This window comes from Janthinobacterium glycogeni, assembly GCF_051380725.1.
GTDB lineage: Bacteria > Pseudomonadota > Gammaproteobacteria > Burkholderiales > Burkholderiaceae_D > Janthinobacterium.
Genome location: NZ_JBNYXP010000004.1, coordinates 71998 through 95411 on the forward strand (window position 1 = coordinate 71998; position 23414 = coordinate 95411).

At 62.5% G+C, this 23414-nt stretch carries 24 protein-coding genes; 13 read left to right on the forward strand and 11 right to left on the reverse strand.

The features are described 5' to 3' along the window. Nucleotides 1–28 precede the first annotated feature (28 nt). From ACQ4W4_RS11200 to ACQ4W4_RS11215, 4 genes are all read right to left on the reverse strand, one after another. On the reverse strand, nucleotides 29–667 hold the full coding sequence (locus ACQ4W4_RS11200; RefSeq protein ID WP_436542344.1) for a YiaD family glycine zipper/OmpA-like lipoprotein: 639 nt from the start codon (nucleotides 665–667) through the stop codon (nucleotides 29–31). Nucleotides 668–880: 213 nt separating this feature from the next. Then, nucleotides 881–1027 (reverse strand): lmo0937 family membrane protein, encoded by a 147-nt coding sequence (locus ACQ4W4_RS11205; RefSeq protein WP_121670992.1) that lies wholly within the window; start codon nucleotides 1025–1027, stop codon nucleotides 881–883. 167 nt (nucleotides 1028–1194) lie between these two features. Then, complete coding sequence (locus tag ACQ4W4_RS11210) at nucleotides 1195–1440, reverse strand: hypothetical protein (RefSeq protein ID WP_436542079.1); 246 nt, start codon at nucleotides 1438–1440, stop codon at nucleotides 1195–1197. 165 nt (nucleotides 1441–1605) lie between these two features. Continuing rightward, a complete protein-coding gene (locus tag ACQ4W4_RS11215; protein ID WP_436542080.1) occupies nucleotides 1606–2253 on the reverse strand; it encodes an outer membrane lipoprotein in 648 nt (215 codons plus the stop codon). A 174-nt stretch (nucleotides 2254–2427) separates the two neighbouring features. Between ACQ4W4_RS11215 and ACQ4W4_RS11220 the strand changes: the two genes are divergently transcribed. Beyond that, the gene (locus ACQ4W4_RS11220) at nucleotides 2428–3204 is read left to right on the forward strand and encodes a Crp/Fnr family transcriptional regulator (protein WP_436542081.1); all 777 of its coding nucleotides are present in this window, start codon (nucleotides 2428–2430) and stop codon (nucleotides 3202–3204) included. 119 nt (nucleotides 3205–3323) lie between these two features. Here ACQ4W4_RS11220 and ACQ4W4_RS11225 read toward each other — a convergent pair whose 3' ends face one another. Next, nucleotides 3324–3542 carry a YMGG-like glycine zipper-containing protein gene (locus ACQ4W4_RS11225; protein ID WP_096234572.1) on the reverse strand — a complete coding sequence of 73 codons (219 nt, stop codon included), beginning with the start codon at nucleotides 3540–3542 and terminating at the stop codon, nucleotides 3324–3326. A gap of 169 nt (nucleotides 3543–3711) precedes the next feature. Next, on the reverse strand, nucleotides 3712–5748 hold the full coding sequence (locus ACQ4W4_RS11230) for an AsmA family protein (RefSeq protein ID WP_436542082.1): 2037 nt from the start codon (nucleotides 5746–5748) through the stop codon (nucleotides 3712–3714). A gap of 260 nt (nucleotides 5749–6008) precedes the next feature. Here ACQ4W4_RS11230 and ACQ4W4_RS11235 point away from each other — a divergent pair, with 260 nt between their 5' ends. From ACQ4W4_RS11235 to ACQ4W4_RS11270, 8 genes are all read left to right on the forward strand, one after another. Next, the gene (locus ACQ4W4_RS11235) at nucleotides 6009–6413 is read left to right on the forward strand and encodes a DUF4398 domain-containing protein (RefSeq protein ID WP_436542083.1); all 405 of its coding nucleotides are present in this window, start codon (nucleotides 6009–6011) and stop codon (nucleotides 6411–6413) included. A gap of 25 nt (nucleotides 6414–6438) precedes the next feature. Next, nucleotides 6439–7338, forward strand: a complete 900-nt coding sequence (locus tag ACQ4W4_RS11240; RefSeq protein ID WP_436542084.1) for an OmpA family protein — start codon at nucleotides 6439–6441, stop codon at nucleotides 7336–7338. Between the two features lie 192 nt (nucleotides 7339–7530). Beyond that, entirely contained in the window at nucleotides 7531–8067 is a 537-nt protein-coding gene (locus ACQ4W4_RS11245; RefSeq protein ID WP_099380109.1) for a ferritin-like domain-containing protein, read from the forward strand. A 58-nt stretch (nucleotides 8068–8125) separates the two neighbouring features. After that, the gene (locus ACQ4W4_RS11250; RefSeq protein ID WP_034758939.1) at nucleotides 8126–8428 is read left to right on the forward strand and encodes an ElaB/YgaM/YqjD family protein; all 303 of its coding nucleotides are present in this window, start codon (nucleotides 8126–8128) and stop codon (nucleotides 8426–8428) included. 18 nt (nucleotides 8429–8446) lie between these two features. Then, nucleotides 8447–8833, forward strand: a complete 387-nt coding sequence (locus ACQ4W4_RS11255) for a phage holin family protein (protein WP_070224915.1) — start codon at nucleotides 8447–8449, stop codon at nucleotides 8831–8833. A 21-nt stretch (nucleotides 8834–8854) separates the two neighbouring features. Continuing rightward, nucleotides 8855–9193 (forward strand): hypothetical protein, encoded by a 339-nt coding sequence (locus ACQ4W4_RS11260; RefSeq protein WP_436542085.1) that lies wholly within the window; start codon nucleotides 8855–8857, stop codon nucleotides 9191–9193. 133 nt (nucleotides 9194–9326) lie between these two features. Beyond that, the gene (locus tag ACQ4W4_RS11265) at nucleotides 9327–10295 is read left to right on the forward strand and encodes an IS1595 family transposase (protein ID WP_436542086.1); all 969 of its coding nucleotides are present in this window, start codon (nucleotides 9327–9329) and stop codon (nucleotides 10293–10295) included. Nucleotides 10296–10394: 99 nt separating this feature from the next. Next, entirely contained in the window at nucleotides 10395–11549 is a 1155-nt protein-coding gene (locus ACQ4W4_RS11270; protein WP_436542345.1) for a patatin-like phospholipase family protein, read from the forward strand. Between the two features lie 27 nt (nucleotides 11550–11576). Here ACQ4W4_RS11270 and ACQ4W4_RS11275 read toward each other — a convergent pair whose 3' ends face one another. The 3 genes from ACQ4W4_RS11275 to ACQ4W4_RS11285 all read right to left on the reverse strand — a co-directional run bounded on the left by ACQ4W4_RS11275 (nucleotide 11577) and on the right by ACQ4W4_RS11285 (nucleotide 12589). Beyond that, the gene (locus ACQ4W4_RS11275) at nucleotides 11577–11879 is read right to left on the reverse strand and encodes a hypothetical protein (protein WP_436542087.1); all 303 of its coding nucleotides are present in this window, start codon (nucleotides 11877–11879) and stop codon (nucleotides 11577–11579) included. Between the two features lie 44 nt (nucleotides 11880–11923). Next, nucleotides 11924–12076, reverse strand: a complete 153-nt coding sequence (locus tag ACQ4W4_RS11280; protein ID WP_010396415.1) for a DUF3309 family protein — start codon at nucleotides 12074–12076, stop codon at nucleotides 11924–11926. Nucleotides 12077–12142: 66 nt separating this feature from the next. After that, entirely contained in the window at nucleotides 12143–12589 is a 447-nt protein-coding gene (locus ACQ4W4_RS11285) for an outer membrane lipoprotein (protein ID WP_070224919.1), read from the reverse strand. A gap of 270 nt (nucleotides 12590–12859) precedes the next feature. Between ACQ4W4_RS11285 and ACQ4W4_RS11290 the strand changes: the two genes are divergently transcribed. From ACQ4W4_RS11290 to ACQ4W4_RS11300, 3 genes are all read left to right on the forward strand, one after another. Next, nucleotides 12860–13414: a hypothetical protein gene (locus tag ACQ4W4_RS11290; RefSeq protein WP_046682431.1), complete on the forward strand. Its 555-nt coding sequence runs from the start codon at nucleotides 12860–12862 to the stop codon at nucleotides 13412–13414. Nucleotides 13415–13496: 82 nt separating this feature from the next. Next, nucleotides 13497–13808 carry a BON domain-containing protein gene (locus ACQ4W4_RS11295; protein ID WP_034758914.1) on the forward strand — a complete coding sequence of 104 codons (312 nt, stop codon included), beginning with the start codon at nucleotides 13497–13499 and terminating at the stop codon, nucleotides 13806–13808. Between the two features lie 72 nt (nucleotides 13809–13880). Next, nucleotides 13881–15077, forward strand: coding sequence for an AI-2E family transporter (locus ACQ4W4_RS11300; protein ID WP_436542088.1), 1197 nt, complete (start codon nucleotides 13881–13883; stop codon nucleotides 15075–15077). 62 nt (nucleotides 15078–15139) lie between these two features. Here ACQ4W4_RS11300 and ACQ4W4_RS11305 read toward each other — a convergent pair whose 3' ends face one another. Both ACQ4W4_RS11305 and ACQ4W4_RS11310 read right to left on the reverse strand, forming a co-directional pair. After that, the gene (locus tag ACQ4W4_RS11305) at nucleotides 15140–16087 is read right to left on the reverse strand and encodes a YihY/virulence factor BrkB family protein (protein ID WP_436542089.1); all 948 of its coding nucleotides are present in this window, start codon (nucleotides 16085–16087) and stop codon (nucleotides 15140–15142) included. Nucleotides 16088–16159: 72 nt separating this feature from the next. Beyond that, entirely contained in the window at nucleotides 16160–17185 is a 1026-nt protein-coding gene (locus ACQ4W4_RS11310; RefSeq protein ID WP_436542090.1) for an OmpA family protein, read from the reverse strand. Between the two features lie 471 nt (nucleotides 17186–17656). On the opposite strand from ACQ4W4_RS11310, the gene ACQ4W4_RS11315 reads away from it, so the two are divergent. Further along, a complete protein-coding gene (locus ACQ4W4_RS11315) occupies nucleotides 17657–23401 on the forward strand; it encodes an alpha-2-macroglobulin family protein (RefSeq protein WP_436542091.1) in 5745 nt (1914 codons plus the stop codon). The last annotated feature ends 13 nt before the right edge of the window (nucleotides 23402–23414 follow it).

Sequence of the window (23414 nt, forward strand, 5' to 3'; positions counted from 1 at the left end):
ACCGACGCGCAGTAGGTTTGGTTCGGTGTTACCCCCGCGGGGCTAGCTCTGCTACGTAGATTTCCACGCGGCGATTGCGTGCGCGTCCGGCCGCATCCGCATTCGAGGCGATCGGCTCGCGGGCGCCGCGGCCTTCCGTGACGACGCGCGTCGGCGACACGCCGCGCATGGCCAGGTAGTCGCGCGTGTGGGCCGCGCGTTCCACTGACAGCGGTTCGTTGATGGAATCGCTGCCCGTGCTGTCCGTGTGGCCGATGATGCTGACCGTGGTGTTCGGGTTTTCATTCAGGGTGGCGGCAAAACGGTCGAGGATGGGGCGGAAGTTGCCCTTGATGTCGGCGCGGTTGGTGTCGAAGGAAATATCGCTCGGGATTTCCATTTTCAGGCGGTTATCGGCCGTTTGCGACACTTGCACACCAGTACCCTGTGTCGCTTGCTCCATCGCGCGCTTCTGGTTTTCCATGCGGTTCGACCAGATATTGCCGACCACGGCGCCAGCGGCTGCACCGATCAGCGCGCCGCCGGCCGTGCGGCCGCTGCTGCCGCCACCGGTGGTGCCGCCGATCAAGGCGCCCAGGCCCGCGCCGATGCCGGCACCCGTGGCCGTGCCACGTTGCGTCGAGGACATATCCGCGCAGCCGGTGGCGGCCAGCGCGATCACCAGCATGCCGATCAGGGATGTGGCGCCAGGGCCTTTTTTGAATGCTTCTTTCATGGATTTTCTCCTTGTTTTGTTATTGGGACATACCCAGGAATTACCTGCACACGTTACTGCAAAATGCCGCAGTGTGCCAGTGCGCGCACACTGTACGCAAAAGGCGGAAAAAGGGCGGCGCCCGTTTGCACGCGCGCCGCCCCTGTCTGGCCAATAGATGGGCCTCTATAAACCGCGCCCGCTGATCAGACGCAACAGGATCATGATGACTGCCACCACCAGGAGGATGTGAATGAAGCCGCCAATGGTATAGGAAGTTACCAGGCCCAGCAGCCAAAGAATAATGAGTACGACGGCGATTGTATACAGCATGATATGTCCTCCGAGAGTAATGTATGGATGACGGCGGCTGCCTTGGCCTTGCGCTGTCATCAGTTTTTTGTCATTGCGCGGCGACCGGGTCGCTGAACGCTTATGCCATGACTAAGTGTCTACTTTGTTTTCATTGCGTTCTGTACGCTGTCGTACACAAGGCTCAACTAGCGGGAGCGGTCGGCGTGTTCATCGGCCATGCCCGGTATCCAGGCCAGCATGCCGGCCATGCCGACGGCGCCGGCCAGGCAGCTGACCATGCCGCCGGTCAACAGCAGCATGACGCCAAACACGGGCGCGCTTGTTTGCACGGGCGCCAGGTCCAGCGCGCAAAAGCCCAGCGCGGTGGCCAATATGCCGCCACCGATAAAGCCGAGCCAGATCCGGTGACTGTTTGTCTTGTCGTTTTTCATCGCACCTCCTTGAAGATATTCGTTGAACTTTCTTGAATGCATCATCTCGCGGGAAGGCAAACTCATCTGTACGCCAACGAACATTGTCAAAAAGAAAACGCCCGGACTGGCCGGGCGTGTGTTGAATTTGCAACTAATCGCGGCAGCGGCGCCGCCGCGCTTCGCTTAGCCCATGGCGCGCAAGCCGCCGTTGACGACGCGCACGCGGTCGCCCTGGCGCCAGTTCGGCGCGGCGCTCTGGTGCACGGTGCGCGTCTTGCCGTTATCGAGGCGCACGACGATGTTGTAGCTGCGCGTGGCGCGCACGCTGCCTTCGATCTGATTGCCGGCCACGGCGCCGCCTACGGCGCCCAGCACGGTGGCCAGCTGCTTGCCGTGGCCGCCGCCTACCTGGTTGCCCAGCAAGCCGCCGACGACGGCGCCGCCGGCCGCGCCCACGCCGCTGCCTTCGGCGCGCGTATTGACTTCATGGATGGCTTCGATCACGCCGCAATTGCCGCATACCTGCGGCGCCGGCGCCGGGGCGGCCGCGTATTGCTGTTGCGGTTGCTGCTGCGGCTGGCGCACTGGTTGCTGCTGCTGCGGCGGCAGGGCGGCCAGCGGTTGCGCGCCGGCAGGCTGCAGATTCGCTGGCGGCTGGTTCGCCTGCAGGTTGGCCATCTGTTCGGCCGAGGTGCCGGCCGCCAGTGGCCGGCTGTCGCTCTGGGACGAAGGCAGCCAGCCCATCAGGGCCGCCGTGCCGACGCCGCAGAACAGCAGGACGGCGACGGCGGCGGCAAGTACCAGCGGATGGAGGGATTTGGTGGTGGTCATGGAAAGCTCCTTGTTTTTTAAAATAATGAAATGGGTCGTGCTGTTATCCGTGCATGCGGCCAGTGTGCTGTACCGCTTGCCGCGCTTCCGTGCGTCACCGTACATACATGGACGGTACTGCACCGTAGGCTAAGTAAAAATTATGTCGAGTTGTAACGACACCAAGGAAAAGCAATGCCACTAACGAACGCCAGCATGACCCTGTCCCGCGATACAGGCCGATCCGGCCTGGGGTCGTCCGTGGGCGCGCCTGACGCCGGCAACCGCTTGCTGGCCAGCCTGCCCGAGCACGATTTGCGGCACCTGACGGCGCTGTTCGATACGGTCACGGTCGAGGTAGGCGAGGTGCTGTACGAACCGGGCCAGCCTATCGGCCACATTTATTTCCCCCGCGACTGCCTGATCTCGCTGCTGGCCGTGGCGGAAGGCCGCATGACCCTGGAAGTGGGCTCGGTCGGCCGCGAAGGCGTGCTGGGCGCGTCCGTCGCGCTCGGTCATGACCTGGCGCAAGTGCGTGCCGTGGTGCAACGTTCCGGCACGGCCAGCCGCATCGCGCGGGCCGATTTCTGCGCCGAGTTCGCCCAGCTCGAGTCCCTGCAGCGCTTGCTGTACCGCTACACGGACACCCTGCTCGCGCAAGCCATCCAGATTGCCGTGTGCAGCCGCTTCCACGTGCTCGAGGCGCGTCTGGCCCGTTCGCTGCTGATCACGCGCGACCGCCTGCAATCCGAAAAATTTCACCTCACGCATGAATTCCTCGCCCATACCCTGGGTGTGCGGCGGGTAGGCGTGACCAAGGCGGCGAGCGCGCTGCAACAGCAAAAACTCATCACTTACAGCCGCGGCAACATCGAAATCCTCGATTCGGCTGGTCTGGAATCCGTCTCCTGCCGCTGCTACGAGCTGGTCAAGGACAGCGGCAGCATCGGCATGGCCAACGTCTTCGTCTGACTTTCCTCGCTTGCCTTGCATCAGGCTTGCCTTCATTCCGCTTGCTTTTATCCTTGTGCCGCAGACGCAAAAAAGCGGGGCGGGCGCCTGTGCACCCGCCCCGCTTTCTTGAGCAACGATTACTTCGGTTTGACCTGGTTACCGATCACGCCGCCGACAGCGGCGCCGCCGATTGCGCCGACAGCGCTGCCGCCGGTCAGCACGGAACCGGCAACGGCGCCGACGCCAGCGCCGATGGCAGTGTTTTTATCCTGGCCGGACATGTTGGCGCAAGCCGTCAGGCTCAGCAGCAGGGCGGCAACGGAAGTGGTAGCGGCGATTTTTTTAATGATTTGCATGATAGTTCTCCTATGAATTCAGACCTCGTGGCGCCGGCATGGTATGGGCCGGATGACTTCGTGACGCCGTGTGTTTCAGGCACGATCACAGCATAGAATTGCGGCAAGGCAGGGTCTGTTCGGCAACGCACATAGGGGTGTAACAATTGTAAAGGCGCCCAAGTGGCGTTCAGCGCACCTTGCGCACGGTTTTCCCCGGCTTGGGCGCCACCGGTTTCACGCGCGCCTGGGCCAGCAGTGCCGCGCATTCGCTATCCTCGACGGGGCCGGTATTAACCAGCGGCAGCAGCGCCGCCACGGGCGCCACCACGGCCAGCGCCAGTGCGCCGCCGGCGCGCAAGGCCAGCACGCCCTTGTCGACGCTCACGTCGGGCTTGCTGAAAGTGCCATGCACGTACAGGGGCGAGCGCAGCGAAAAGACGCGCAAGCCCTTGCTGTCCGGCCGCAGGGTCAGGTCCAGCCGTTCATCGGCCAGGTTCACCGTGCCATCGATATGCAGGACGGCATCATCCGTGTCGACGATGAACTGGCGCGTGCGCATCAATCCTTTGGTGACGGCGAAATCGGCGGCCATGCAGTTCAACTTGACCTGCTTGTCGCCAGACAGTTTGGCCAGCACGACACTGCCGATATTCAAGCCCATTTCTTCCAGCAGCAGCTTACTGATGCTGCCCCGGTTGATCAGTGCGCGCACTTCGCCGTTCGAGCTGCCCAGCAGGGTGGCGACGGAATTGCCCGTGGCCGACAGCGAAGCGTCGCCGTTGATTTCGCCCACGCTGGCTTGCAGGGCGGGCAGGCGGGGAAACAGTTGCTGGATGTGCAGATGGCGCGCGCTGGCCTTGAGTTCGGCCGCGATGCCGTTGGCGATGACCTTGCCGCTGCCGTCGAGCTTGATTTGCGACGTCAGGGTGCCGCCCGCCACGTTGAAGTTGAGCGGCATCAATGACAGCACGCCATCCGTCAGCACCAGATGCGTGTCGAGCTTGCTGATCGGCAGCTCGGCGTCGCGCGTGATCTTGTCGGCCGTGTATCGCACGTCGGCGTCCAGGCTGGTCCAGCGCTCCGTCTTGAACGTTTCCACCGGCAGCACGCGGCCGGCCGGCTGCGTCGATGCCACGCCCCGTTCCTTCTTGCTGGCGCTGGAATCGGCGCCCACCAGCGGACCGAGGTCGGAAAATTGCAGCAGGCGCGAGTGGACTTCTCCCGTCAGGCGCTTGCGCGGCGTGCTGGCGGAAAAGGCCAGCTTGCCACTGATGTCGCTCGATCCCACCTTGCCGCTGAACTTGTCGTACACCCACTCGCCGCCGCGCGGCGCCAGGGTGCCCGTCAAATGGCCTTCCGTGCTGAAGTGCGGCGTTTCCGGCAGCAGCACGCCCGTCAATGGATACAGGCGCGCCATGCTGGGTCCGGATAGCTTCAGGCGCACGTCGAGCGCGGCCAGGTCTGCCGGGCGCGTCAGCGTGCCTTCGATGGCCACGCTGCTGCCGCTCGCGCGCATGTCGGCCTGGATGGGGAAGGGTGTGCCTTGCCGCTGCAGCGACAGCACGCCGCCCGCCTTGCCGCCACCGGTGACGGTTTCGCCGTGGTAGGTGCCCGACAGTTTCCACGCGATGCCGTAGCGCGCATCGTCCGCGATGGTGTCGACATCGGCGCGCATCGCCGTCTTGGTGACGTCATCGTCCAGATGTATCGTGCCCTTGCTGAAGACCACGCCTTGCAATTCCAGTTGCCACGGCGATGGTTGCTCCTGCTTGTCGAAGGTCCAGTTGTTCTTGCCGTCCTTGTTGCGCAGCAAGTGCACCTGCGGCGTGTCGAAGCGCAATTGCGGAATGATGATTTTCTTGTCCAGCAGGGCCAGGGGATTGAGCGAGAACGCCAGCTGGCTGACGGTGGCCAGCTGCGCCTCGTCGTCCGTCCCTGCCCAGGCGCTCGGATTGCCCAGGCGCACATCCTTTGCCTGCAGGTGCGGCCATGGCAAATAGTCGCGCCAGCTTTGTTTGCCTCCAGTCGTGGGCTGCTGCCACGTCAGCGTCAGGTCGCCCTCGATGGCGAACGGTCTCCCCAGCGCTTCGCTGGCGCGCGCATTGAGCCAGGGCTTGGCGCTGTTCCAGTCCATATTTATCAGGACGATGGAGGCGGTGACGGGCAGGGCGATGAGCACGGCGGCGCTGGCGAGCGAGATTTTCTGACGGCGGGACAGTTGCATGGTAGACGATTCTTTCTGGACAAGTATTCACGATGCTACAGGAATCGCTCCTAAGCCGGGCCCGTTTCTCGCTTTTACGGTCCGGCACGTGCGCTGGCGCACGTTGCCGATGCAAGTATTGTCGATTTCTTACTCTATGTGCGGCACCGAACGGATATGCGGGGAGCCGGAGCCTATAACGTCTACATCAAACGCCGTTCCTGATTCCAGATGCACCGACGTATGAACCCTAACGCTAAACATTCTCCAGGAGAAAAAAAATGACAAACCGAGATTCCAAGATATCCCCATTGGCCGCCTTGGCCGCCTGCGCCACGGCCGTTGTCCTGATGACGGGCTGCTCCAGCCTGAAAACGCCAGCCACGGCAGACGTCGCCGTGTCGCGCGCCGCCGTCGATAACGCCGCCAGCGCCGGCGCCGCCGACCTGGCACCCGATGAAATGCGTTCGGCCCGCGAAAAAATGCGCATGGCCAACCAGGCGCTGAAAGACCGCGACTACAAAACAGCGCGCGACCTGGCCGACCAGGCGCAAGCCGATGCCAAGCTGGCGCAAAGCAAGGCCAACTCGGCCAAGGCCACCAGCGCCGCCGATGAAATCAACGAGAACATCCGCGTCATGCGCGAAGAACTCGACCGTGCCAATCAGCAAGCCCCAAAACAATAACTAACAACAATAACAGGACCCCATCATGAAAAAAGCTACCTACACCACCATTCCCGGCCTGCTGGCCATGGCCGCCCTCGTTGCCGCCTGCAGTTCCGCACCGACCACCACCAGCCTGCTCGACCAGACCCGCGGCGACTACATGGCGGCGCAATCGAACCCGATGGTATCGACCTATGCGCCACGCGAATTCCGCGAAGCCAGCGCTGCGCTGGAAGCGGCCAACGCCGCTGCCACGCGGCAGGAAGATAGCGAAAAAGTCGACAAGCTGGCCTACCTGGCCAAGCAAAAGATAGCCACGGCGCAAGAAGTCGCCAAGCAGAAAGCGGCTGAAGCCGATATCGCCAACGCCGGCAAGCAGCGCGACCAGTTGCGCCTCGATGCGCGCACGCAGCAGGCTGACCAGGCTACGGCCCGTGCCCAGTCGGCGCAAGCGGATGCGGAAGCGGCCAAGGCCCAGGCTCAGGCTGCCGAAGCGTCGGCCCGCGATGCGCAAGCCCGCGCCGCCGGCCTGGAAGCACAGCTGGCCGATCTGGCCGCCAAGAAAACCGAACGCGGCATGGTCATTACCTTGGGCGACGTGTTGTTTGGCACGGACAAGGCGAACCTGACGGCCGATGGCGTGAATACGGCGCGCAAGCTGGCCGAGGTGTTGAAAAACAACCCGCAGCGCACCGTGCTGATCGAAGGTTTTACGGATAGCACGGGCGGTTCCGCGCACAACCTGGAATTGTCGCAACGCCGCGCCGAATCCGTGCGTAATGCGCTGCTGGAGCAAGGCATCAGCCGCGACCGCATCGCCACGAAAGGCTATGGCGCCGCCTATCCGGCCGCCGGCAACGATACGGCGGCAAACCGCCAATTGAATCGCCGTGTGGAAATCGTCTTGTCGGAAGATAACACGGCCATTCCCGCCCGCCGTTAAAGCACCAGGCCAAACCTGCTGCGCGTCGCCACTTGCGGCCTCCGATGCTCACTGTGCCATAGCACAGCTGCGCTTCTCGGCCACAATTCACTGCCGCTCGCTACGGTTTGGCCTGGTGTTTGCTTTGTTCGTAGGCAGCACCGGCCGAATGTTGGCCGGTGGATACCCATGTAATACTTGAAAGGAAGCATCATGACCCAAACATCTGTTGAGATTCCAGCTGGCATCGATACGGCCGCCATCCGCGCTGCCGCCAAAAACCTGGACGACGGCGCCGTGACGGCCGGCTACCAGGGCGACCGCCAGGAGTTGATCACCCTGTTGAATGGGGCGCTGGCCACCGAACTGGTGTGTATTGCGCGCTATAAACGCCATTACTACACGGTGAGCGGACGCGACAACGGCAGCATCAAGGCCGAGTTTCTTGAGCATGCGCAGCAGGAGCAGGAACACGCCGACTGGCTGGCCGAACGCATCGTGCAACTCAATGGCAAGCCAGATTTTAATCCTGCAACATTGCTTGCGCGCAGCCATGCCGAGTATGATGACTCCGAAGACGTGCAAAGCATGGTGCGTGCCAATCTGATCGCGGAACGGGTAGCGATCGAGTCGTATCGCCAGATGATCGTCAAAATCGGCGACAAGGACCCGACCACACGCCATTTGTTGATCAAAATCATGGCTGTCGAGGAAGAGCACGCCGATGACATGCGCGATCTAATGGAATAGTGTTTTTGAGTAAAGTAGGTATAGTAACTACATTCATCCACAGCTAAGGAGCTAAACCATGTTGGAAAACAATATCACCACCGTCAATAACGATGTCAAAACCCTGGTCAAGGATGCGCAAGCCCTGTTCAGCGCCGCTGCCGCCCTGACCGGTGAAAAAGCCGATGAAGTGCGCATCAAGGGCATGAAAACCCTGGACGCCGCGCTGGCCAAGGCGCACGAAGCGCAAGCGTCGGCCATCGTCGCCACCAAGCAGATGGCTGCCCAGGCTGACGGTTATGTCAAGGAAAACCCATGGCGCACGGTAGCCGTCGCCGCTGGCGTCGGCGTACTGGTCGGCTTCATCCTGGGCCGCAAGTAATCCATTGTCAGGAGCGATATGGACAAGTCTGCTTCGTCTCACCAGGGGCCGGGATTGATCGGCTCGGTCGCCGGCCTGGCCAAAAACGCCGTCGGACTGATGTTGTCGCGGCTGGAACTGGCCACCATCGAACTGTCGGAAGTGCGCAATCACATGCTGCAGCTCGTGGTCATTTTCGCCCTGGCGACCGTGGCGGGCTTGTTCGCCATCGCTTACGGCAGCGTACTGATCGTTTTCCTGGCCTGGGATAGCCTGGGCTGGAAGATCCTGGCGATCATGACGGTCGTGTTCGTACTGCTGGCCATCGCGCTGGTCATGTATGCGCGCGCCATGCTGCGTCAAGGCAAGCTGTCCATGCCCGCCACCATGGCGGAATTGAAGGCCGACCGCGACATGCTGATGTAAGCGGGCTCACGAGGAGAATTCATGTCGGAAACCGACAAACTGGCGGCGCAAGCCGCCCGCAAGCGCATGCTGATTGCCCAGGGCGAAATGTATCGCGTGGGCATCGTGCATGCGCGCGCCAACGTGGGCTATGCCCTGCGTCCCGAATCGCTGCTGCAGGGCGTGGTCGAAACGGCGGTCGGCTTTGCCGGCCACCGTGTCGAGTCCCTGCTGGCGCCGGGCGGCATGCGTTTACAGGGCGCCATGCCCTACGTGCTGACGGCGCTATCGTTTATCGGACGCAAGAAGCTGGTCAAGCCGGCCCTGGTCCTCGTGGCCGTGGCCGCCGTTGCCGCCAGCTGGCTGCGCCGCAAGCGTTGAACGCCAGCCGCACAGGAACGCCGTCATTGACGGCGTTTTTTTTGGCTCTGTCCTCGTAAAATAGGGGACATGCCGGAATCTTCCCATGGCGGTGCTGTCTGACTCTGCATACCCACCACACAGGGAGCAGATCATGCAGCCAGCCAAATGGATCCGCTTTATCGCGCAGTTTGCGCAGTTGAACCGGCGCCAGCGGCAGACAGGCATGGCCCTGCTGCGTGGCAACACGCCACACGACGCGACCGTCGCGTTGCTGGAAAGCGTGGCGCAGCCGCGCCTAGCCTGTCCCGCCTGCCGTTCGGCTCACCTGCATCGGCATGGCCATGCGCATGGCTTGCAGCGCTACCGCTGCGTGCCTTGCGGGCGCACCTTCAATGCGCTCACCGGCACGCCGCTGGCCCGCCTGCGCCATAAATCGCTGTGGCTCGACTACGCCGATTGCTTGCTTGCATCCGATTCCGTGCGCAAGGCGGCGCTACAACTGGGCGTGCACCGCAACACCACGTTTCGCTGGCGCCACCGGTTTTTATCGTTGGCAAAAACGGACCGGCCGCATGGCCTGCATGGCATCGCCGAGGCCGACGAGCTATATGTGCTGGAATCGGAAAAGGGCTCCAGGCAGATGACGCGTCCGGCCCGCCGCCGTGGCGGCCGTGCGCAACGGCGCGGCATATCCAACGAGCAAGTCTGCATCCTGGTGGCGCGCGACCGCACGGGCCAGACCCTCGATTTCGTCACAGGCAGAGGCGCGTTGACGAAGGCGCAGCTGCACCGCTGCTTGTTGCCCGTCATCGACCAGGATATCCTGCTGGTCACGGATGGCCATGCGGCCTACCGGGCGTTTGCGCGGGAAGCGGGAATCAGCCACCAGGCCGTCAACTTGCGCGCCGGCATCCGCGTGCAGGGCGCCGCGCACGTGCAGAACGTCAATGCGTATCACAGCCGCTTGCGCGAATGGTTAAGGCCGTTTCACGGCGTGGCCACGCGCTACCTGCCCAATTACCTGGGATGGCGCTGGATACTCGATGCCAGGCGCATCCGCTCACCCGAAACGTTATTGAAAGCAACGCTGGGTGCATTCCCACATCTGACGGTGACATAGCCTTTTTTTTTGCCTGCACCCAAGGTCCGACGCGCACTGACGCAATCCCTTACAATGATTCACGCCGTATTTTGCGCGGCGGACAGAGGGGCCATCTTGATGACGAATTCGAAGACACCGATCAATCAGTTAAATCCCTCGCGCCTGCGCATCGTGCTGGTGCTGCAGGGCGGCGGCGCACTGGGCGCCTACCAGGCCGGCGTCTACCACGCGCTGCACGAACATGGCCTGGCGCCCGACTGGGTGGTGGGCACCTCGATCGGCGCCATCAATGCCGCCATTCTGGCAGGCAACAAGCACGAAGACAGGCTCGTGCGTCTGAAACAGTTCTGGCAGCGTGTGGCGCACCGCGACAGCGTCGATATGAATCTGGTGTCGGACCAGCAGCGCCGCTCGAACATCTGGCTCGCCACGCTCGATACCGTGCTGCGTGGCGTGCCCGGTTTCTTCAAGCCGCGCGCCTTTAGTCTGTTTCCCGTCGGAATCGCCGTCAAGCCGGAAGAGGCCAGCTTCTATGACACCAGCGACCTGGCCGATACCCTTGAGGAACTGGTCGATTTCGATTACCTGAACCAGCCCGGCGGCATGCGCCTGACGGTCAACGCTTTGCGCGTCAAATGCGGCAGCCTCACCAGTTTCGACAGCCAGCAGCAGCTTCTGACGGCGGACCATATCCGCGCCAGCGGCGCCTTGCCGCCCGGCTTTGCCGGCGTGCGCGTCGATGGCGATTTATATTGGGACGGCGGCCTGTACTCAAACACGCCGCTGGAAACCGTGCTCGACGACACCCCCCACGTCGATACCCTGGTCTTCATGGTCGACCTGTGGAGCTCGGAAGGGCCGGAACCGACCACCCTGGACGAAGTGCAGACGCGGCAAAAGGACGTCACCTTCGCGTCGCGCTCGAAGCGGCATATCGCCGATTATGTCAATACGCACACCTTGCAGCGCAAATTGCGCGAGCTGTACGCCGGCCTGCCCGATACCAAGCACAACCGTCAGCAGACGGAAGAGCTTGTAGCGCTGGGCTGCGACAGCACCATGCACATCGTGCGCCTGCCGTACGCAGGGCGCGACTGGCATATGGCGGCCAAGGACATCAATTTCTCCAAGGGCTCCATCGAGTGGCGCTGGGAGCAGGGCTACCAGGATGGCTTGCGCGCGATCAAGGCGGCCGGCTGGCTGGCCTTCGTCACGGAAGACACGCCGCTCGTGGTGCACGAGTTGCCGCCCTACGAGCGCGACGCTGCCTGATCAGGCAGCGTCGATATAACATGCGCATCACTGCGGATGGGCCGCTTCGCGCAGTTTTTCCGCGTTCGCCATGTCTTGCCGGTAAGTGTCCTGCGCTTCCTTCAGGCAGGTGGCGCGCGTGGCGGACGGTTCCGAACGACATGCTTTTTTGGCCTCGGCCAGGGCGGCGGCGATTTCCTTGCGCAAAGTGCGCAGCTGGGCTTGCGCCGTGCTGTCTTCCTGGTACCAGCGTTGCGGGTCGCCCGGCTGTGGCGTGGCCGTCTGCGCCAATGCCATCGGCGCCAGGCTGCAGGCGAACAGGGTGGCCAAGAGTGTGTTGTGGATAGTCATGATATTTCCTCCTTGAAATAAAAAAGGCGCCGTAGCGCCTTTTTTTACAACCTGCCCGTCAGTAATAGCAGGATCAGTATCACTACGACCAGGCCGGCGATGCCGCTGGGGCCGTAACCCCAGTTGCGGCTATGCGGCCAGGTGGGCAGGACGCCGACCAGGGCCAGGATCAAGATGATCAGAATGATGGTGCCCATGGCAACTCCTTGTTATGGTACGACTCATGCGGATGGCGGATGCCTGCTGACAAGCTCCGCCGAGAATTAATAGCGGTAGACGCGGCCGTCGACGACGCGCACGCGGTTGCCCGGGCGCAAATCGTTCGCGTTGTCCTGCACCACGGTGCGGTATTCGCCGTTGTCGAGACGCACGCTGATCTGGTAAGCCTGCGCCTGCTGCCTGCGGCCTTCGACCTGGTTGCCCACGACGCCGCCGGCGACGGCGCCCGCCACGGTGGCGGCCGTGCGTCCGCTGCCCGAACCGATGGTATTGCCCAGCAGGGCACCGGCGATGCCGCCGACCACGGCGCCCGCGCCGCTGGTTTGACCGCCACCCTGCACGATCTGGATGGAGTCGACGGTGCCGTACATGGCGGACTCAGGCTGGTTGGCCGGGTAATATTGTTGCGACTGGGTAGGGCCGGTGGCACAACCGCTCAGTACGGCGGTGGCGGCGAGCATCAGTGCAGCCAAGGTGGCGTTGGTTTTCATTTTATTCTCCTGACGAGGTGAGGGTGTAGTGCCATCTTAGTCATGCCCCTGTCCCCGGTCTGTACGCTGCCGCACGTACTTATTTGCGGTCGAAAAGGGTATTGCGGGCTGGAGCGATCCGGCAAAAACGTTGTTATTTCTCCATATTGACCTTCCGCTTTCAAAATAAATTACTTGTGTACGGCAGCGTACAGAAGAGCGGCGGCGATCCACGTAAAACGGTAGTCATGCCAAGCAGACATGCTTGCTACCACCAGGGAGAAATACAACATGAACAAGAATAAGCTCTTCACCGCCATCGTAGTCAGCCTGGCATGCGCCGCTTGGGGCGGCCAGGCAGTGGCGGCCACGCCGGAAGCAAAAGCAGCTTACAAGGCGGCCAATGAACAGGCTGGCCTGAATTACAAACTGGCGCATGCCGAGTGCGAAAAAATCACGGGCAACCCGAAGGATGTCTGCATCGCCGAAGCGAAGGCCGTGCGTACCTACGATGAAGCCGTGGCCCAGGCGCAATACACGAATACCCTGCGTGCCTACACCAAGGCGCGCATCAAGATTGCCGATGCCAACTACGACGTTGACCTGGCCCGCTGCAATGCGCTGACGGGCAACGACAAGGATGTCTGCGTCAAGCTGGCCAAGTCCACCAAGGTGGCGGCCCTGGCCGACGCCAAGGCGGACAAGAAAGTCATCGAAGCGCGCAGCGATGCGCGTGAAGCAAAAAGAAAAGCCGAGTACAAGGTCGCGACAGAAAAATGCGATGCATTGGCCGGCGCAGCCAAGGATGACTGTATCAAGGCTGCAAAAACCCAGTTCGGCTACTGAGCTCCTTCCGGCGCGCAGTCACCAAACTGGTATAAGAAGCTCATTGTGAGCACATTGATTGACCACTCCTAAGGAAAAAACCATGAAATTCACTAAATCTATCGCTACTGGCCTTTTCGTCGCTTCCCTGTTCGCCGTGGCAGGTTGCGCTTCGACCCCAACCAAGGAAGGCACGGGCGAGTACATCGACGACGCGGCCATCACCACCAAAGTGAAAGCCAGCATCTTCAATGAGCCTACCCTGAAATCGACGGAAATCAACGTTGAAACCTTCAAGGGCGTGGTTCAGCTGAGCGGCTTCGTGGCCCAGCCAGCCGATGCCGCCAAGGCCGGCGAAGTCGCCCGTGGCGTCAAGGGCGTGAAGTCGGTGAAAAACGACATCCGCGTCAAGTAATGGCCTGACCTGCCGCAGCGGCCAGCCCTACGGCTGGCCCTGCGGCCCTCCACCGACCGTCGCGGGAATCGCATGCATATCCAGCCTACAGATACCCCGCCCGAGCCGGTGGCGGCTGCCTCCACCGAGCCTGTCGGGCCACCTCCCGACGCGCCAGTGGAGCACCCGGACGCATCCCTGCGTTTGCCGCTGCACGTCAATGCACGTGGCATGGCCCTGGGCATCATCGCCACCTTCAGCTTCATTTATGCGCTGCAGTGGGCACAGAAATTCCTCATTCCCGTCCTTTTCGGCATTTTCATTGCCTACACCCTCAATCCCGTCGTCGCCTGGCTGGAAAAGCTGCGCCTGCCGCGCGCCATCGCCGCCACGGCCGTCACGGCCCTGATCCTGTTCGGCTCCTTCGTCGTGGTCGAGCGCGTGCAGGGCGAATTCGAATCCATCGTGGAAGAGTTGCCGGCCGCCACGCACAAACTGTCGCGGCTGATCGCCGCCAATACGGGCGGCAAGAACAGCACCTTCCAGAAGATGCAGGCCGTGGCCAATGAAATCGAGCAAGTGGCCGCCGGCGCCGAGGCGCGCCGCAATAACCGCCGGGCCGCCGCCGCCGAGGCGCCCAATTTCAAGATCATGGACTGGGTCTGGGCCGGTTCGCTGGGCCTGGTGGGCTTTCTCAGCCAGGCCACCATGGTCATCTTCCTCGTGTTTTTCCTGCTGCTGTCGGGAGATACCTTCAAGCGCAAGCTCGTCAAGCTGACGGGACCGTCGCTGAGCCGCAAGAAGGTCACCGTGCACATCCTGGAAGACATTAATACATCGATCCAGAACTATATGTTCATGCTGCTCGTCACGAATGGCTTGCTGGCCGTCCTGATGTGGATCGCCCTGCGCGTGATCGGCCTGGAAAACGCGGGCGCCTGGGCCATCGTGGCCGGCTTGTTGCACATCATGCCGTATTTCGGGCCCTTGCTCATCACCATCTCCACGGGGCTGGTCGCCTTTTTGCAGTTCGAATCGCTGGAAATGGTCTTGCTGGTCACGGGCACGTCGATGGCCATCGCCACCCTGGTGGGCACCTTTGTCACCACCTGGATGACGGGGCGCATCGCGCGCATGAATCCCACGGCCGTGTTCATCAGCCTGCTGTTCTGGGGCTGGCTGTGGGGCGTCTGGGGCTTGCTGCTGGGTGTGCCCATCATCGTCATCGTGAAGGTGGTCGCCGAGCGCGTGCAGGGCATGGAAGTGGTGGCGGAGCTGCTGGGCGAATAGCTTGCGGCAACGCCAAGAAAAACGGCGTCCGCGGGCGCCGTTGTTGCATCCGGAGCGACACCTTACGACTGGTGGCGTTTCAGTATCTTCACTTGCACGTCGCCGTCGTCCGTCTTCGGCATATCTTTCATGCTGCCCAGCTGCAAGGCGAACTGGCGTGTAAATTCGGCGCCCAGGAAGAAGATTTGCGCCGAGTAATACACCCACAGCAGCAGGGCTACCAGCGAACCGGCGGCGCCATAGCTGCTGGCCACGCCGCTATTGCCGATATACACGCCGATCGCATATTTCCCCAGTGAAAACATGAAAGCCGTGCCCACGGCGCCGATCACCACGTCGCGCCAGGACAGGCGCACGCGCGGCAGCATTTTATAGATGACGGCAAACAGGCTGGCGATGACGGCAAAGCCGATCAGGTTCGACAGGATGGTAAACAGCACGGCAGTGTCTTTCCACACTCCTTCCCAGAAGTTGGCGAGGATGGCCATGGCCGCGTTGACCACCAGCGACACCATCAGCAGGAAGGCCAGCACCAGTACCAGGCCAAACGACAGCAGGCGCGTGCGCACCATGTCCCAGGCGCCCGCTTCCTTCAAGGGCGGCACCTGCCAGATTTCATCAAGGCTGGCTTTCAGTTCGGCAAACACGCTGGTGGCGCCAAACAGCAGCAGGGCGCTGGCGATGAGGGTGGCGATGCGGCCCTGTTCATGGTTTTTCGCGCCGGCCAGCACGAGCTGGATGGCTTCGGCGCCCTGCGTGCCCAGCAAACCCTGCAGTTGCCCCATCAGCTCGCCGCGCGCGGCGGCCGGGCCATAGAAGAAGCCGGCGATGGCGATCACCAGCACGAGGATGGGAGCGATGGAAAACAGGGTGTAATAGGCGAGGGCGGCGCCCTTGCTCGAGGCGCGGTGTTCCAGCCATTCGGTGACGGAGCAGACGACGACGCTGCGCATCTGCTTGCTGAACGGCGCGAGGCCGGCCAGTCTGGGATAGCGGGTAGAGAAATTCATGATGGCTTTCAATGCAAAAAAGGGGCGCGAGCCCCTTTTTTTTAATTCACAAGTGGCGGACCACTGTCGAGCTTACTGCACGCGGCGTTCGATGGTGATTTGTTCCACTTCAACGCGGCGGTTAGGTTCCAGGCACTTGATCAGGTCGGCACGTTTCTTGTTGTTGCACTCCACGACCGGATTGGTTGAACCCTTGCCTTCAGCCGTCAGACGGTTGGCGGCGACACCGTGGGCGACCAGGTATTCCTTGACTGCATCAGCGCGCTGCTGCGACAGTTTCAGGTTGTACTTGGGCGAACCGATACGGTCGGCATAACCACTGATGACGACGTTGTTGACGTCCGGCGATGCGTTCAACACGCGCGCGATTTCGTCGAGCTTGGTTTGTGTCGGGCCCAGCTTGGCGCTGTCGAACGCGAACAGTTCCGTTGCCGACATCGTCACTTTTTCAAAGCGTGGTGGCGGTGGTGGCGGTGGCGGCGGCACGACCACGACGACTTCTTCACGCACTGGCGGCGGTGGCGGTGGCGGCGGCGGTGCAGGCGGTTTGTCGAACGCGTAGTTCAGGCCCACGGTGACGTAGTAGTTGTTGGACTTGCTGCTCGGGTCGAAGGTATTGCCGCGCAGGAAACCGTGCACATTGCGCACGTCAGCCTGCAGGGACAGCTGCTCCGTGATGCTGGACTGGAAACCCAGGCCCACGCTCGCGTATGGCGAGCTCTTCGTGCGTTCACCGAAGGCGAAGCTGGTGTCCTTGTCGCGCTGCATGCCGGCACCGACCAACAGGAAAGGACGGAAGGCTTTGCGCGAGAACATGTACAAGCCGTCTACGCCCAGCGTATTTTGCTGGTAGCGCTGACCGCCATCCTTGGAACGGGCATACGTGGTGCCCAGCTGGATATCCCAGTCCTGGGACACAGGCTTACCGAAACGCAAGCCTGCGCCATAACCGGTTTTATCCGTGGCGAAGTCGGAATCTGGCTTGAGTGCGTTGATGCTAGGTTGAATATACCAGGAGGGATTGATTTCCTGGGCCTGTGCGCCGAGGGCGGAGCACAGGACTGCGGCGGCAACGGCGATTTTTTTTAGATTATTCACAAGTAACTCCCAACGTTGATAAGAGATTTTCTCTACGGCATCAAAGACACATCGTGCTACACGTGCTATTGCTTGATATAGACCACACTTCCAGGTGCGCATTCTTGTGATAAATGCACTGCTGTTGGACTAGAGAATACGATTGCAGGTTCAGGTGGTCGGTGCGCTGGCGCACAAAGCATTGTGGTATATCAATAGTGTTGCAGATTCACGACAAGGATTTTGGTGTTGAAAAAAACTAAACTTATTGGTGAAACTTTTACAAGCACGGCCCTTTCCTGACACCGCCGCTACAGGCAATCGTACGACTTTCACCTGCATGCCACTGTATATTAGCAACAATGATGAGCTTGATAACTAATATTACATTGATGTTGTATTACTGCCGCGTTCTGTTGCTTTTCCGGGCTTCCGCCAGGCAACTTTTGCGCGCCGCAGCCAGCTCCGCCACTTTTCCTCAAGGAGTTATCCGTGCCTGACCTGTCCCGTGTTCTTACTTCCCCGCTGTCTGGCAAGCTGGGGCCGCTGTGCCTGCTGCTGTCGCTGGGCCTGGCGGCGCCAGCGTGGGCCGATAGCGGCGTGTCCCTGTTTTCACCGAGCGGCACGGTCAAGGCCGTGCGCCAGGTGCGGGCCCAGTTCGCCACGCCGATGGTGCCGTTCGGCGATATGGGCTTGCCCGCGCCGTTCGCCATCGATTGCGGCAAGGCCCAGCCGGCCGTCGTGGCGGGCGCGGGTCGCTGGGCCGACGAACGCAACTGGAACTTCGATTTCGAGCGCGACTTGCCGGCCGGCGTGGCGTGCAGCTTTACCTTGAAGCCGGGGCTGAAGGATCAGGCGGGCCAGGCCTTGCAGGGCACTGGCGCTTACCGCTTTTCCACAGGCGGCCCGGCCATCGTCGAGGCCGTACCGTATGACGGCCAGCCGTACATCGATGAAAACCAGATCTTCGTGCTGGGCCTCGATGCTGCGCCGAACGAGGCCAGCGTGGCTTCCAACGCGTATTGCCGCGCCGATGGCATCAATGAAAAGATTCCCGTGCGCCTGCTCAAAGGCAAGGAGCTGGAGCAGGTATTAACTTTGCGCAAGAGCTTTCTCGACCGCTACCTGACCGTGTACTTCAAGAAGCGGGGCGTCGTGTGGAAAGCGGGTATGCCCGTCGCGAGCAAGGGCGCGCCGCCGCTGCCCGTCACCGTGCTGCAATGCAAGCGCAGCTTCCCCGCCAACGCCAAGGTGTCGCTGGTGTGGGGCGAGGGCATCGCCAGCGCGAGCGGTATCGCCACGGACAAGGCGCAAACCCTGCAGTTCAAGACGCGTCCCGACTTCACGGCCAAGTTCAGCTGCGAGCGCAGCAACCCGAAGGAGCAATGCATACCCTTCCTGCCCATGCGCGTGCAGTTTTCCGCGCCCGTGAGCGCGGCGCAGGTGCGCGCCATGACACTGAAGGGGGGCGGCAAGACCTATGCGCCGACGATATCAAAAGAGGAAGAAAAGGCGGAATTCTTGTACGGCGCCACCTTCAACGGTCCGTTTCCCGTGCAGGCCAGCTTTGTGCTGAACTTGCCGCCGAAACTGACGGATGATGCGGGCCGCGCCTTGCTCAACCGCGCGCGCTTTCCCATGACGGTGCGCACGGGCGAACAGCCGCCGCTGCTGAAGTTTCCGGCCCCGTTCGGCATCATCGAAGCGAAGGGCGACGGCTTGCTGCCCGTGACGGTGCGCAATATCGAGCCCGTGCTGTCGGGCAAGGAAATCGCGCAGCCAGCCGCCGCCACGGGCGCCACCTTGCGCGTGCCCGACAATGACGACAAGTTCATCATCGAGTGGATGCAGCGCCTGGCCGGCAATGGCGACGGCGGCGAATACTGGCAGCCGTACGCCCAATATGCGGGCAACATGGGCAAATCCGTGCTGGCGGACGCCGCCGGCACGCGGCCCATCAGCCTGCCGCGTCCCGATGGCAGGAAAACTTTTGAAGTGATCGGTATCCCGCTGCAAAAGCCGGGCTTTTATGTAGTCGAGCTTGCCAGCCCCATCCTCGGCAAGGTGCTGCTGGGCAAACCGACGACCGCGTATATCCGCACGGCCGCGCTGGTGACCAACCTGGCGGCCCACTTCAAGCATGGCGCGCAATCGTCGCTCGTGTGGGTGACCTCGCTGGACAAGGGCGCGCCTGTCGCGAAGGCGCAAGTGGCCGTGCGCGACTGCGCCGGCAAGCTGCTGTGGCAAGGCGCCACGGGCGCGGACGGCGTGGCGCACATCCCCGGCGAGCTGGCCAATTCCAGCTGCAAGAACAATGGCCGCTATTTCATCAGTGCGCGCAGCGGCGGCGACATGACCTTCACCCTGTCGGACTGGGTGGGCGGCATCGAAGCGTGGCGTTTCAATCTGCCCACGGACGACACGCGCGCCGACAACACCCTGCTGGCCACGGTATTCGACCGCACCCTGCTGCGCGCCGGCGAAACCGTGCACATGAAGCATTTCATCCGCAAGCACACGGCCGAGGGCATGAGCCTGGTCGACAAGAACAACGGCCCCGGCAGCGCCACCTCCATCGTCATCACGCACCAGGGCAGCGACCAGAATTACCAGTTGCCCCTGCGCTGGTCGGCCGGCGGCACGGCGGAAAGCGACTGGGTCATTCCCGCCGACGCCAAGCAGGGCGAGTACAGCGTGACGATGGCGGGCCGTCCTTCCGGCAGTTTCCGCGTGGAAGCGTTCCGCGTGCCGACCATGAAAGCCGTGCTGCAGGGGCCAAAGGCGCCCGCCGTGCAGGCGAAGCAGCTGGCGCTCGACGCGCAAATCACGTATCTGGCCGGCGGCGCGGCGACCAACGCGCCCGTCAAGCTGCGCACGGTGCTGCAGGACAAGAGCGTGACGTTTGCCGATTATCCCGATTTCAGCTTCAGCAATGGCGACGTCAAGGAAGGCCTCGTCAAGCAGGGCACGGGCTACGACGACGATGAGGGCGAGTGGCAGGACGAAGGCCATGGCGCGGGTGTTGCCGGCGCCGGCGCGACGGCCGCGCGCACGCAAAGCCTGACCCTGGACAAGGCGGGCGGGGCGCGCATCGTCATCGACCAGCTGCCGCAGCTGTCCACGCCGCGCGACCTGGTGGCGGAAATGGCGTTCCAGGATGCAAATGGCGAGACGGCCTCGGTGGCCACGCGCGTGCCGTTGTGGCCCTCCAACTATGTGATCGGCATCAAGCCCGACGCCTGGGCCTTGAGCAAGGATGCCTTCAAGTTCACGGTGGCCGTGCTGGGCACCAATGGCAAGCCCGTGGCGAACGCCCCGGTCGCCGTGGATTTCTTCCAGCGCAACAGCTATTCGCACCGCCGGCGCCTGATCGGCGGCTTCTATGCGTATGAAAACAGCAGCGAAGTGGTCAAGCTGGGCCCGGCCTGCAACGGCAAGACGGACAACAAGGGCCTGTTGATGTGTGACGTGAAGGCGCCCGCCAGCGGCAACTTGATTCTGCGCGCGCGCACGCAGGATGCGTCCGGCAATGCGGCTGTCGCCAATCGCGACACCTGGGTGGCCGGCAGCGGCGACTGGTGGTTCAACGCCAGCGACAACGACCGCATCGACGTCTTGCCGGAAAAGAAACGCTATGAACCGGGCCAGGAAGCGAGCTTGCAGGTGCGCATGCCGTTCCGCTCGGGCACGGCCCTGATCACGGTCGAGCGCGAAGGCATCCTCGACACGTATGTGCGCCAGCTCAATGGCCGGGAACCGGTGGTGAATATCCCCGTCAAACCGAATTACGCGCCAAATGTGTATGTGTCCGTGTTTGTCGTGCGCGGGCGCGTCGATGGCGTGCAGCCGACGGCCCTGGTCGACCTGGGCAAGCCGGCCTACAAGATGGGCATCGCGCCGCTGAACGTGGGGTGGCAGGCGCATGAACTGAACGTCATGGTGGTGTCCGACAAGGAAGTGTATAAAACGCGCGACAAGGCGGAAGTGTCCGTGCGCGTGCGCCGCGCCGATGGCAAACCGCTGCCGGCCGGCGCCGAAGTGGCGCTGGCGGCCGTCGACACGGGGCTGCTGGAATTGATGCCCAACGATAGCTGGAAGCTGTTAGATACCATGATGGCGCAGCGCAGCCTGCAGGTGGAAACGGCGACGGCGCAGATGCAGGTGATCGGCAAGCGCCATTTCGGCCGCAAGGCCTTCCCGGCCGGCGGTGGCGGCGGCAAGGGCGCCAGCCGCGAACTGTTCGACACCCTGCTGTTCTGGAAGGGCACCGTCAAGCTCGACGCCAAGGGCGAAGCGACGGTGCAAGTGCCGCTCAACGATTCCTTGACGGCGTTTCGCATCGTTGCGATTGCCAGCGCCGGCAAGGAATTGTTTGGCACGGGCAGCACGGACATCCGCAGCTCGCAAGACTTGATCCTGCTGTCGGGCTTGCCGACCCTCGTGCGCGAAGGCGACCAGTTGCGCGCGGGCTTTACGGTACGCAATACCTCGGCCGCATCCTTGAGCGTGGACCTCAACGCCAGCGCGGCCGGCAAGGCCTTGCCGCGCCAGAGCTTGACGTTGGCGGCGGGCGAGGCGCGCGAAACGGGCTGGGATTACCAGGTGCCGCTCGGTGCCCAACAGATTGTGTGGGAGATCGGTGCGAAAGCAGGAAACCATAGCGATAAACTGAAAATTACGCAAAAAGTGGGCCAGGCCACGCCCGTACGCACGTATCAAGCCACCTTGCAGCAGATCGACAAGCCCATCAATATGTCCGTGCAAATGCCGGCCGGCGCCTTGCCGGGCCGGGGCGGTATCCAGACCAGCTTTGTGGCCAGGCTGGGCGGCGAGCTGCCCGGCGTGCGCGAGTACATGGCCGCCTACCCCTACACCTGCTTCGAGCAAAACACCTCGAAGGCCATCGCCCTGCAAGACCAGGAGGCGTGGAACAGGCTGGCCGCCAGCCTGCCCGCCTACCTGGACGGCGACGGCTTGCTGAAATACTTCCCCATCATGGAGCAGGGCAGCGACAGCCTGACGGCTTACGTGCTGTCGGCAACGAAAGAGGCGGGCTACGCGATTCCCGAGCAGACGAAAAACCGCATGGAAGCAGCCTTGACGGCCTTCGTGCAGGGCAAGATCGTGCGCCGTTCCGCGCTGGCTACGACCGACCTCGCCGTGCGCAAGCTGGCCGCGCTGGAAGCGCTGTCGCGTTCCAATAAAGTGCCGCCCGATGCGCTGGAAAGCATCAGCATCAGCCCGAACCTGTGGCCGACATCGGCCGTCATCGACTGGAGCTTGTTGCTGCAACGCACGCCAAGCCTGGCGCGCCGCGATGCGCTGCAGGCCGAGGCGCAGCAGATCTTGCGCAGCCGTTTGAACTTCCAGGGCACGACCATGGGCTTTTCCACCGAGCGCAAGGATAACTGGTGGTGGCTGATGGTCTCCGGCGATGTCAACGCCAACCGCCTGCTGCTGGCCGTGATGGACGACCCGGCGTGGAAAGACGACATCGGTCGCCTGGTGCGCGGCAGCATGGGGCGCCAGAAGAAGGGCCGCTGGGATACGACGGTGGCCAACGCCTGGGGCACTCTGGCCATCAATAAATTCTCGGCCAAGTTCGAGTCCACCCCAGTGACGGGCGCCAGCGCCGTCAAGCTGGGCGGCGATACGCAAGCGCTCGTGTGGAATGGCGCGGCGAAAGTGGGGCCCGTTCTGCAAGCGTGGCCGAAGGGCACGGACACCCTGGGCCTGGCGCACAGCGGCACGGGCAAACCGTGGGCCACCGTGCAAAGCCTGGCGGCCATCCCGCTCAAGGCGCCCGTCTCCAGCGGCTACACGATCAAGAAAACCGTGACGCCCGTGGAACAGAAGACGGCGGGCGCGTGGTCGCGCGGCGACGTCTACCGCGTGCGCCTGGACTTGTCGGCGCAGGCGGACATGAGCTGGGTGGTGGTCGACGACCCGATCCCGGCCAGCGCCACGGTGCTGGGCAATGGCCTGGGCCGCGATTCGCAGCTGCTGACGGCCGGCGAAAAATCCACGGGCTGGGTCTGGCCCACGTTTGAGGAACGGGCCTTCGACGCCTTTCGCGCCTATTACGCTTTCGTGCCGAAGGGTAACTGGAGCGTGGAATACACGGTGCGCCTGAACAATGCCGGGGATTTCAGCCTGCCGGCCACGCGCATCGAAGCCATGTATTCGCCCGAGATGTTCGGCGAGTCGCCGAATGCGAATGTGAGGGTGGGGCAGTGAAGAAGTTAATTTT

Bases quoted from the DNA above. Each gene is read 5' to 3' on its own strand.
- ACQ4W4_RS11270 (WP_436542345.1), top strand. From the start codon at position 10,395: ATGACGAATTCGAAGACACCGATCAATCAGTTAAATCCCTCGCGCCTG.
- ACQ4W4_RS11280 (WP_010396415.1), bottom strand. From the start codon at position 12,076: ATGGGCACCATCATTCTGATCATCTTGATCCTGGCCCTGGTCGGCGTC.
- ACQ4W4_RS11295 (WP_034758914.1), top strand. From the start codon at position 13,497: ATGAAATTCACTAAATCTATCGCTACTGGCCTTTTCGTCGCTTCCCTG.
- ACQ4W4_RS11225 (WP_096234572.1), bottom strand. From the start codon at position 3,542: ATGCAAATCATTAAAAAAATCGCCGCTACCACTTCCGTTGCCGCCCTG.
- ACQ4W4_RS11250 (WP_034758939.1), top strand. From the start codon at position 8,126: ATGTTGGAAAACAATATCACCACCGTCAATAACGATGTCAAAACCCTG.
- ACQ4W4_RS11265 (WP_436542086.1), top strand. From the start codon at position 9,327: ATGCAGCCAGCCAAATGGATCCGCTTTATCGCGCAGTTTGCGCAGTTG.
- ACQ4W4_RS11215 (WP_436542080.1), bottom strand. From the start codon at position 2,253: ATGACCACCACCAAATCCCTCCATCCGCTGGTACTTGCCGCCGCCGTC.
- ACQ4W4_RS11235 (WP_436542083.1), top strand. From the start codon at position 6,009: ATGACAAACCGAGATTCCAAGATATCCCCATTGGCCGCCTTGGCCGCC.
- ACQ4W4_RS11205 (WP_121670992.1), bottom strand. From the start codon at position 1,027: ATGCTGTATACAATCGCCGTCGTACTCATTATTCTTTGGCTGCTGGGC.
- ACQ4W4_RS11210 (WP_436542079.1), bottom strand. From the start codon at position 1,440: ATGAAAAACGACAAGACAAACAGTCACCGGATCTGGCTCGGCTTTATC.
- ACQ4W4_RS11255 (WP_070224915.1), top strand. From the start codon at position 8,447: ATGGACAAGTCTGCTTCGTCTCACCAGGGGCCGGGATTGATCGGCTCG.
- ACQ4W4_RS11290 (WP_046682431.1), top strand. From the start codon at position 12,860: ATGAACAAGAATAAGCTCTTCACCGCCATCGTAGTCAGCCTGGCATGC.
- ACQ4W4_RS11300 (WP_436542088.1), top strand. From the start codon at position 13,881: ATGCATATCCAGCCTACAGATACCCCGCCCGAGCCGGTGGCGGCTGCC.
- ACQ4W4_RS11285 (WP_070224919.1), bottom strand. From the start codon at position 12,589: ATGAAAACCAACGCCACCTTGGCTGCACTGATGCTCGCCGCCACCGCC.
- ACQ4W4_RS11200 (WP_436542344.1), bottom strand. From the start codon at position 667: ATGCTGGTGATCGCGCTGGCCGCCACCGGCTGCGCGGATATGTCCTCG.
- ACQ4W4_RS11245 (WP_099380109.1), top strand. From the start codon at position 7,531: ATGACCCAAACATCTGTTGAGATTCCAGCTGGCATCGATACGGCCGCC.
- ACQ4W4_RS11260 (WP_436542085.1), top strand. From the start codon at position 8,855: ATGTCGGAAACCGACAAACTGGCGGCGCAAGCCGCCCGCAAGCGCATG.
- ACQ4W4_RS11230 (WP_436542082.1), bottom strand. From the start codon at position 5,748: ATGCAACTGTCCCGCCGTCAGAAAATCTCGCTCGCCAGCGCCGCCGTG.
- ACQ4W4_RS11275 (WP_436542087.1), bottom strand. From the start codon at position 11,879: ATGACTATCCACAACACACTCTTGGCCACCCTGTTCGCCTGCAGCCTG.
- ACQ4W4_RS11220 (WP_436542081.1), top strand. From the start codon at position 2,428: ATGCCACTAACGAACGCCAGCATGACCCTGTCCCGCGATACAGGCCGA.
- ACQ4W4_RS11240 (WP_436542084.1), top strand. From the start codon at position 6,439: ATGAAAAAAGCTACCTACACCACCATTCCCGGCCTGCTGGCCATGGCC.
- ACQ4W4_RS11305 (WP_436542089.1), bottom strand. From the start codon at position 16,087: ATGAATTTCTCTACCCGCTATCCCAGACTGGCCGGCCTCGCGCCGTTC.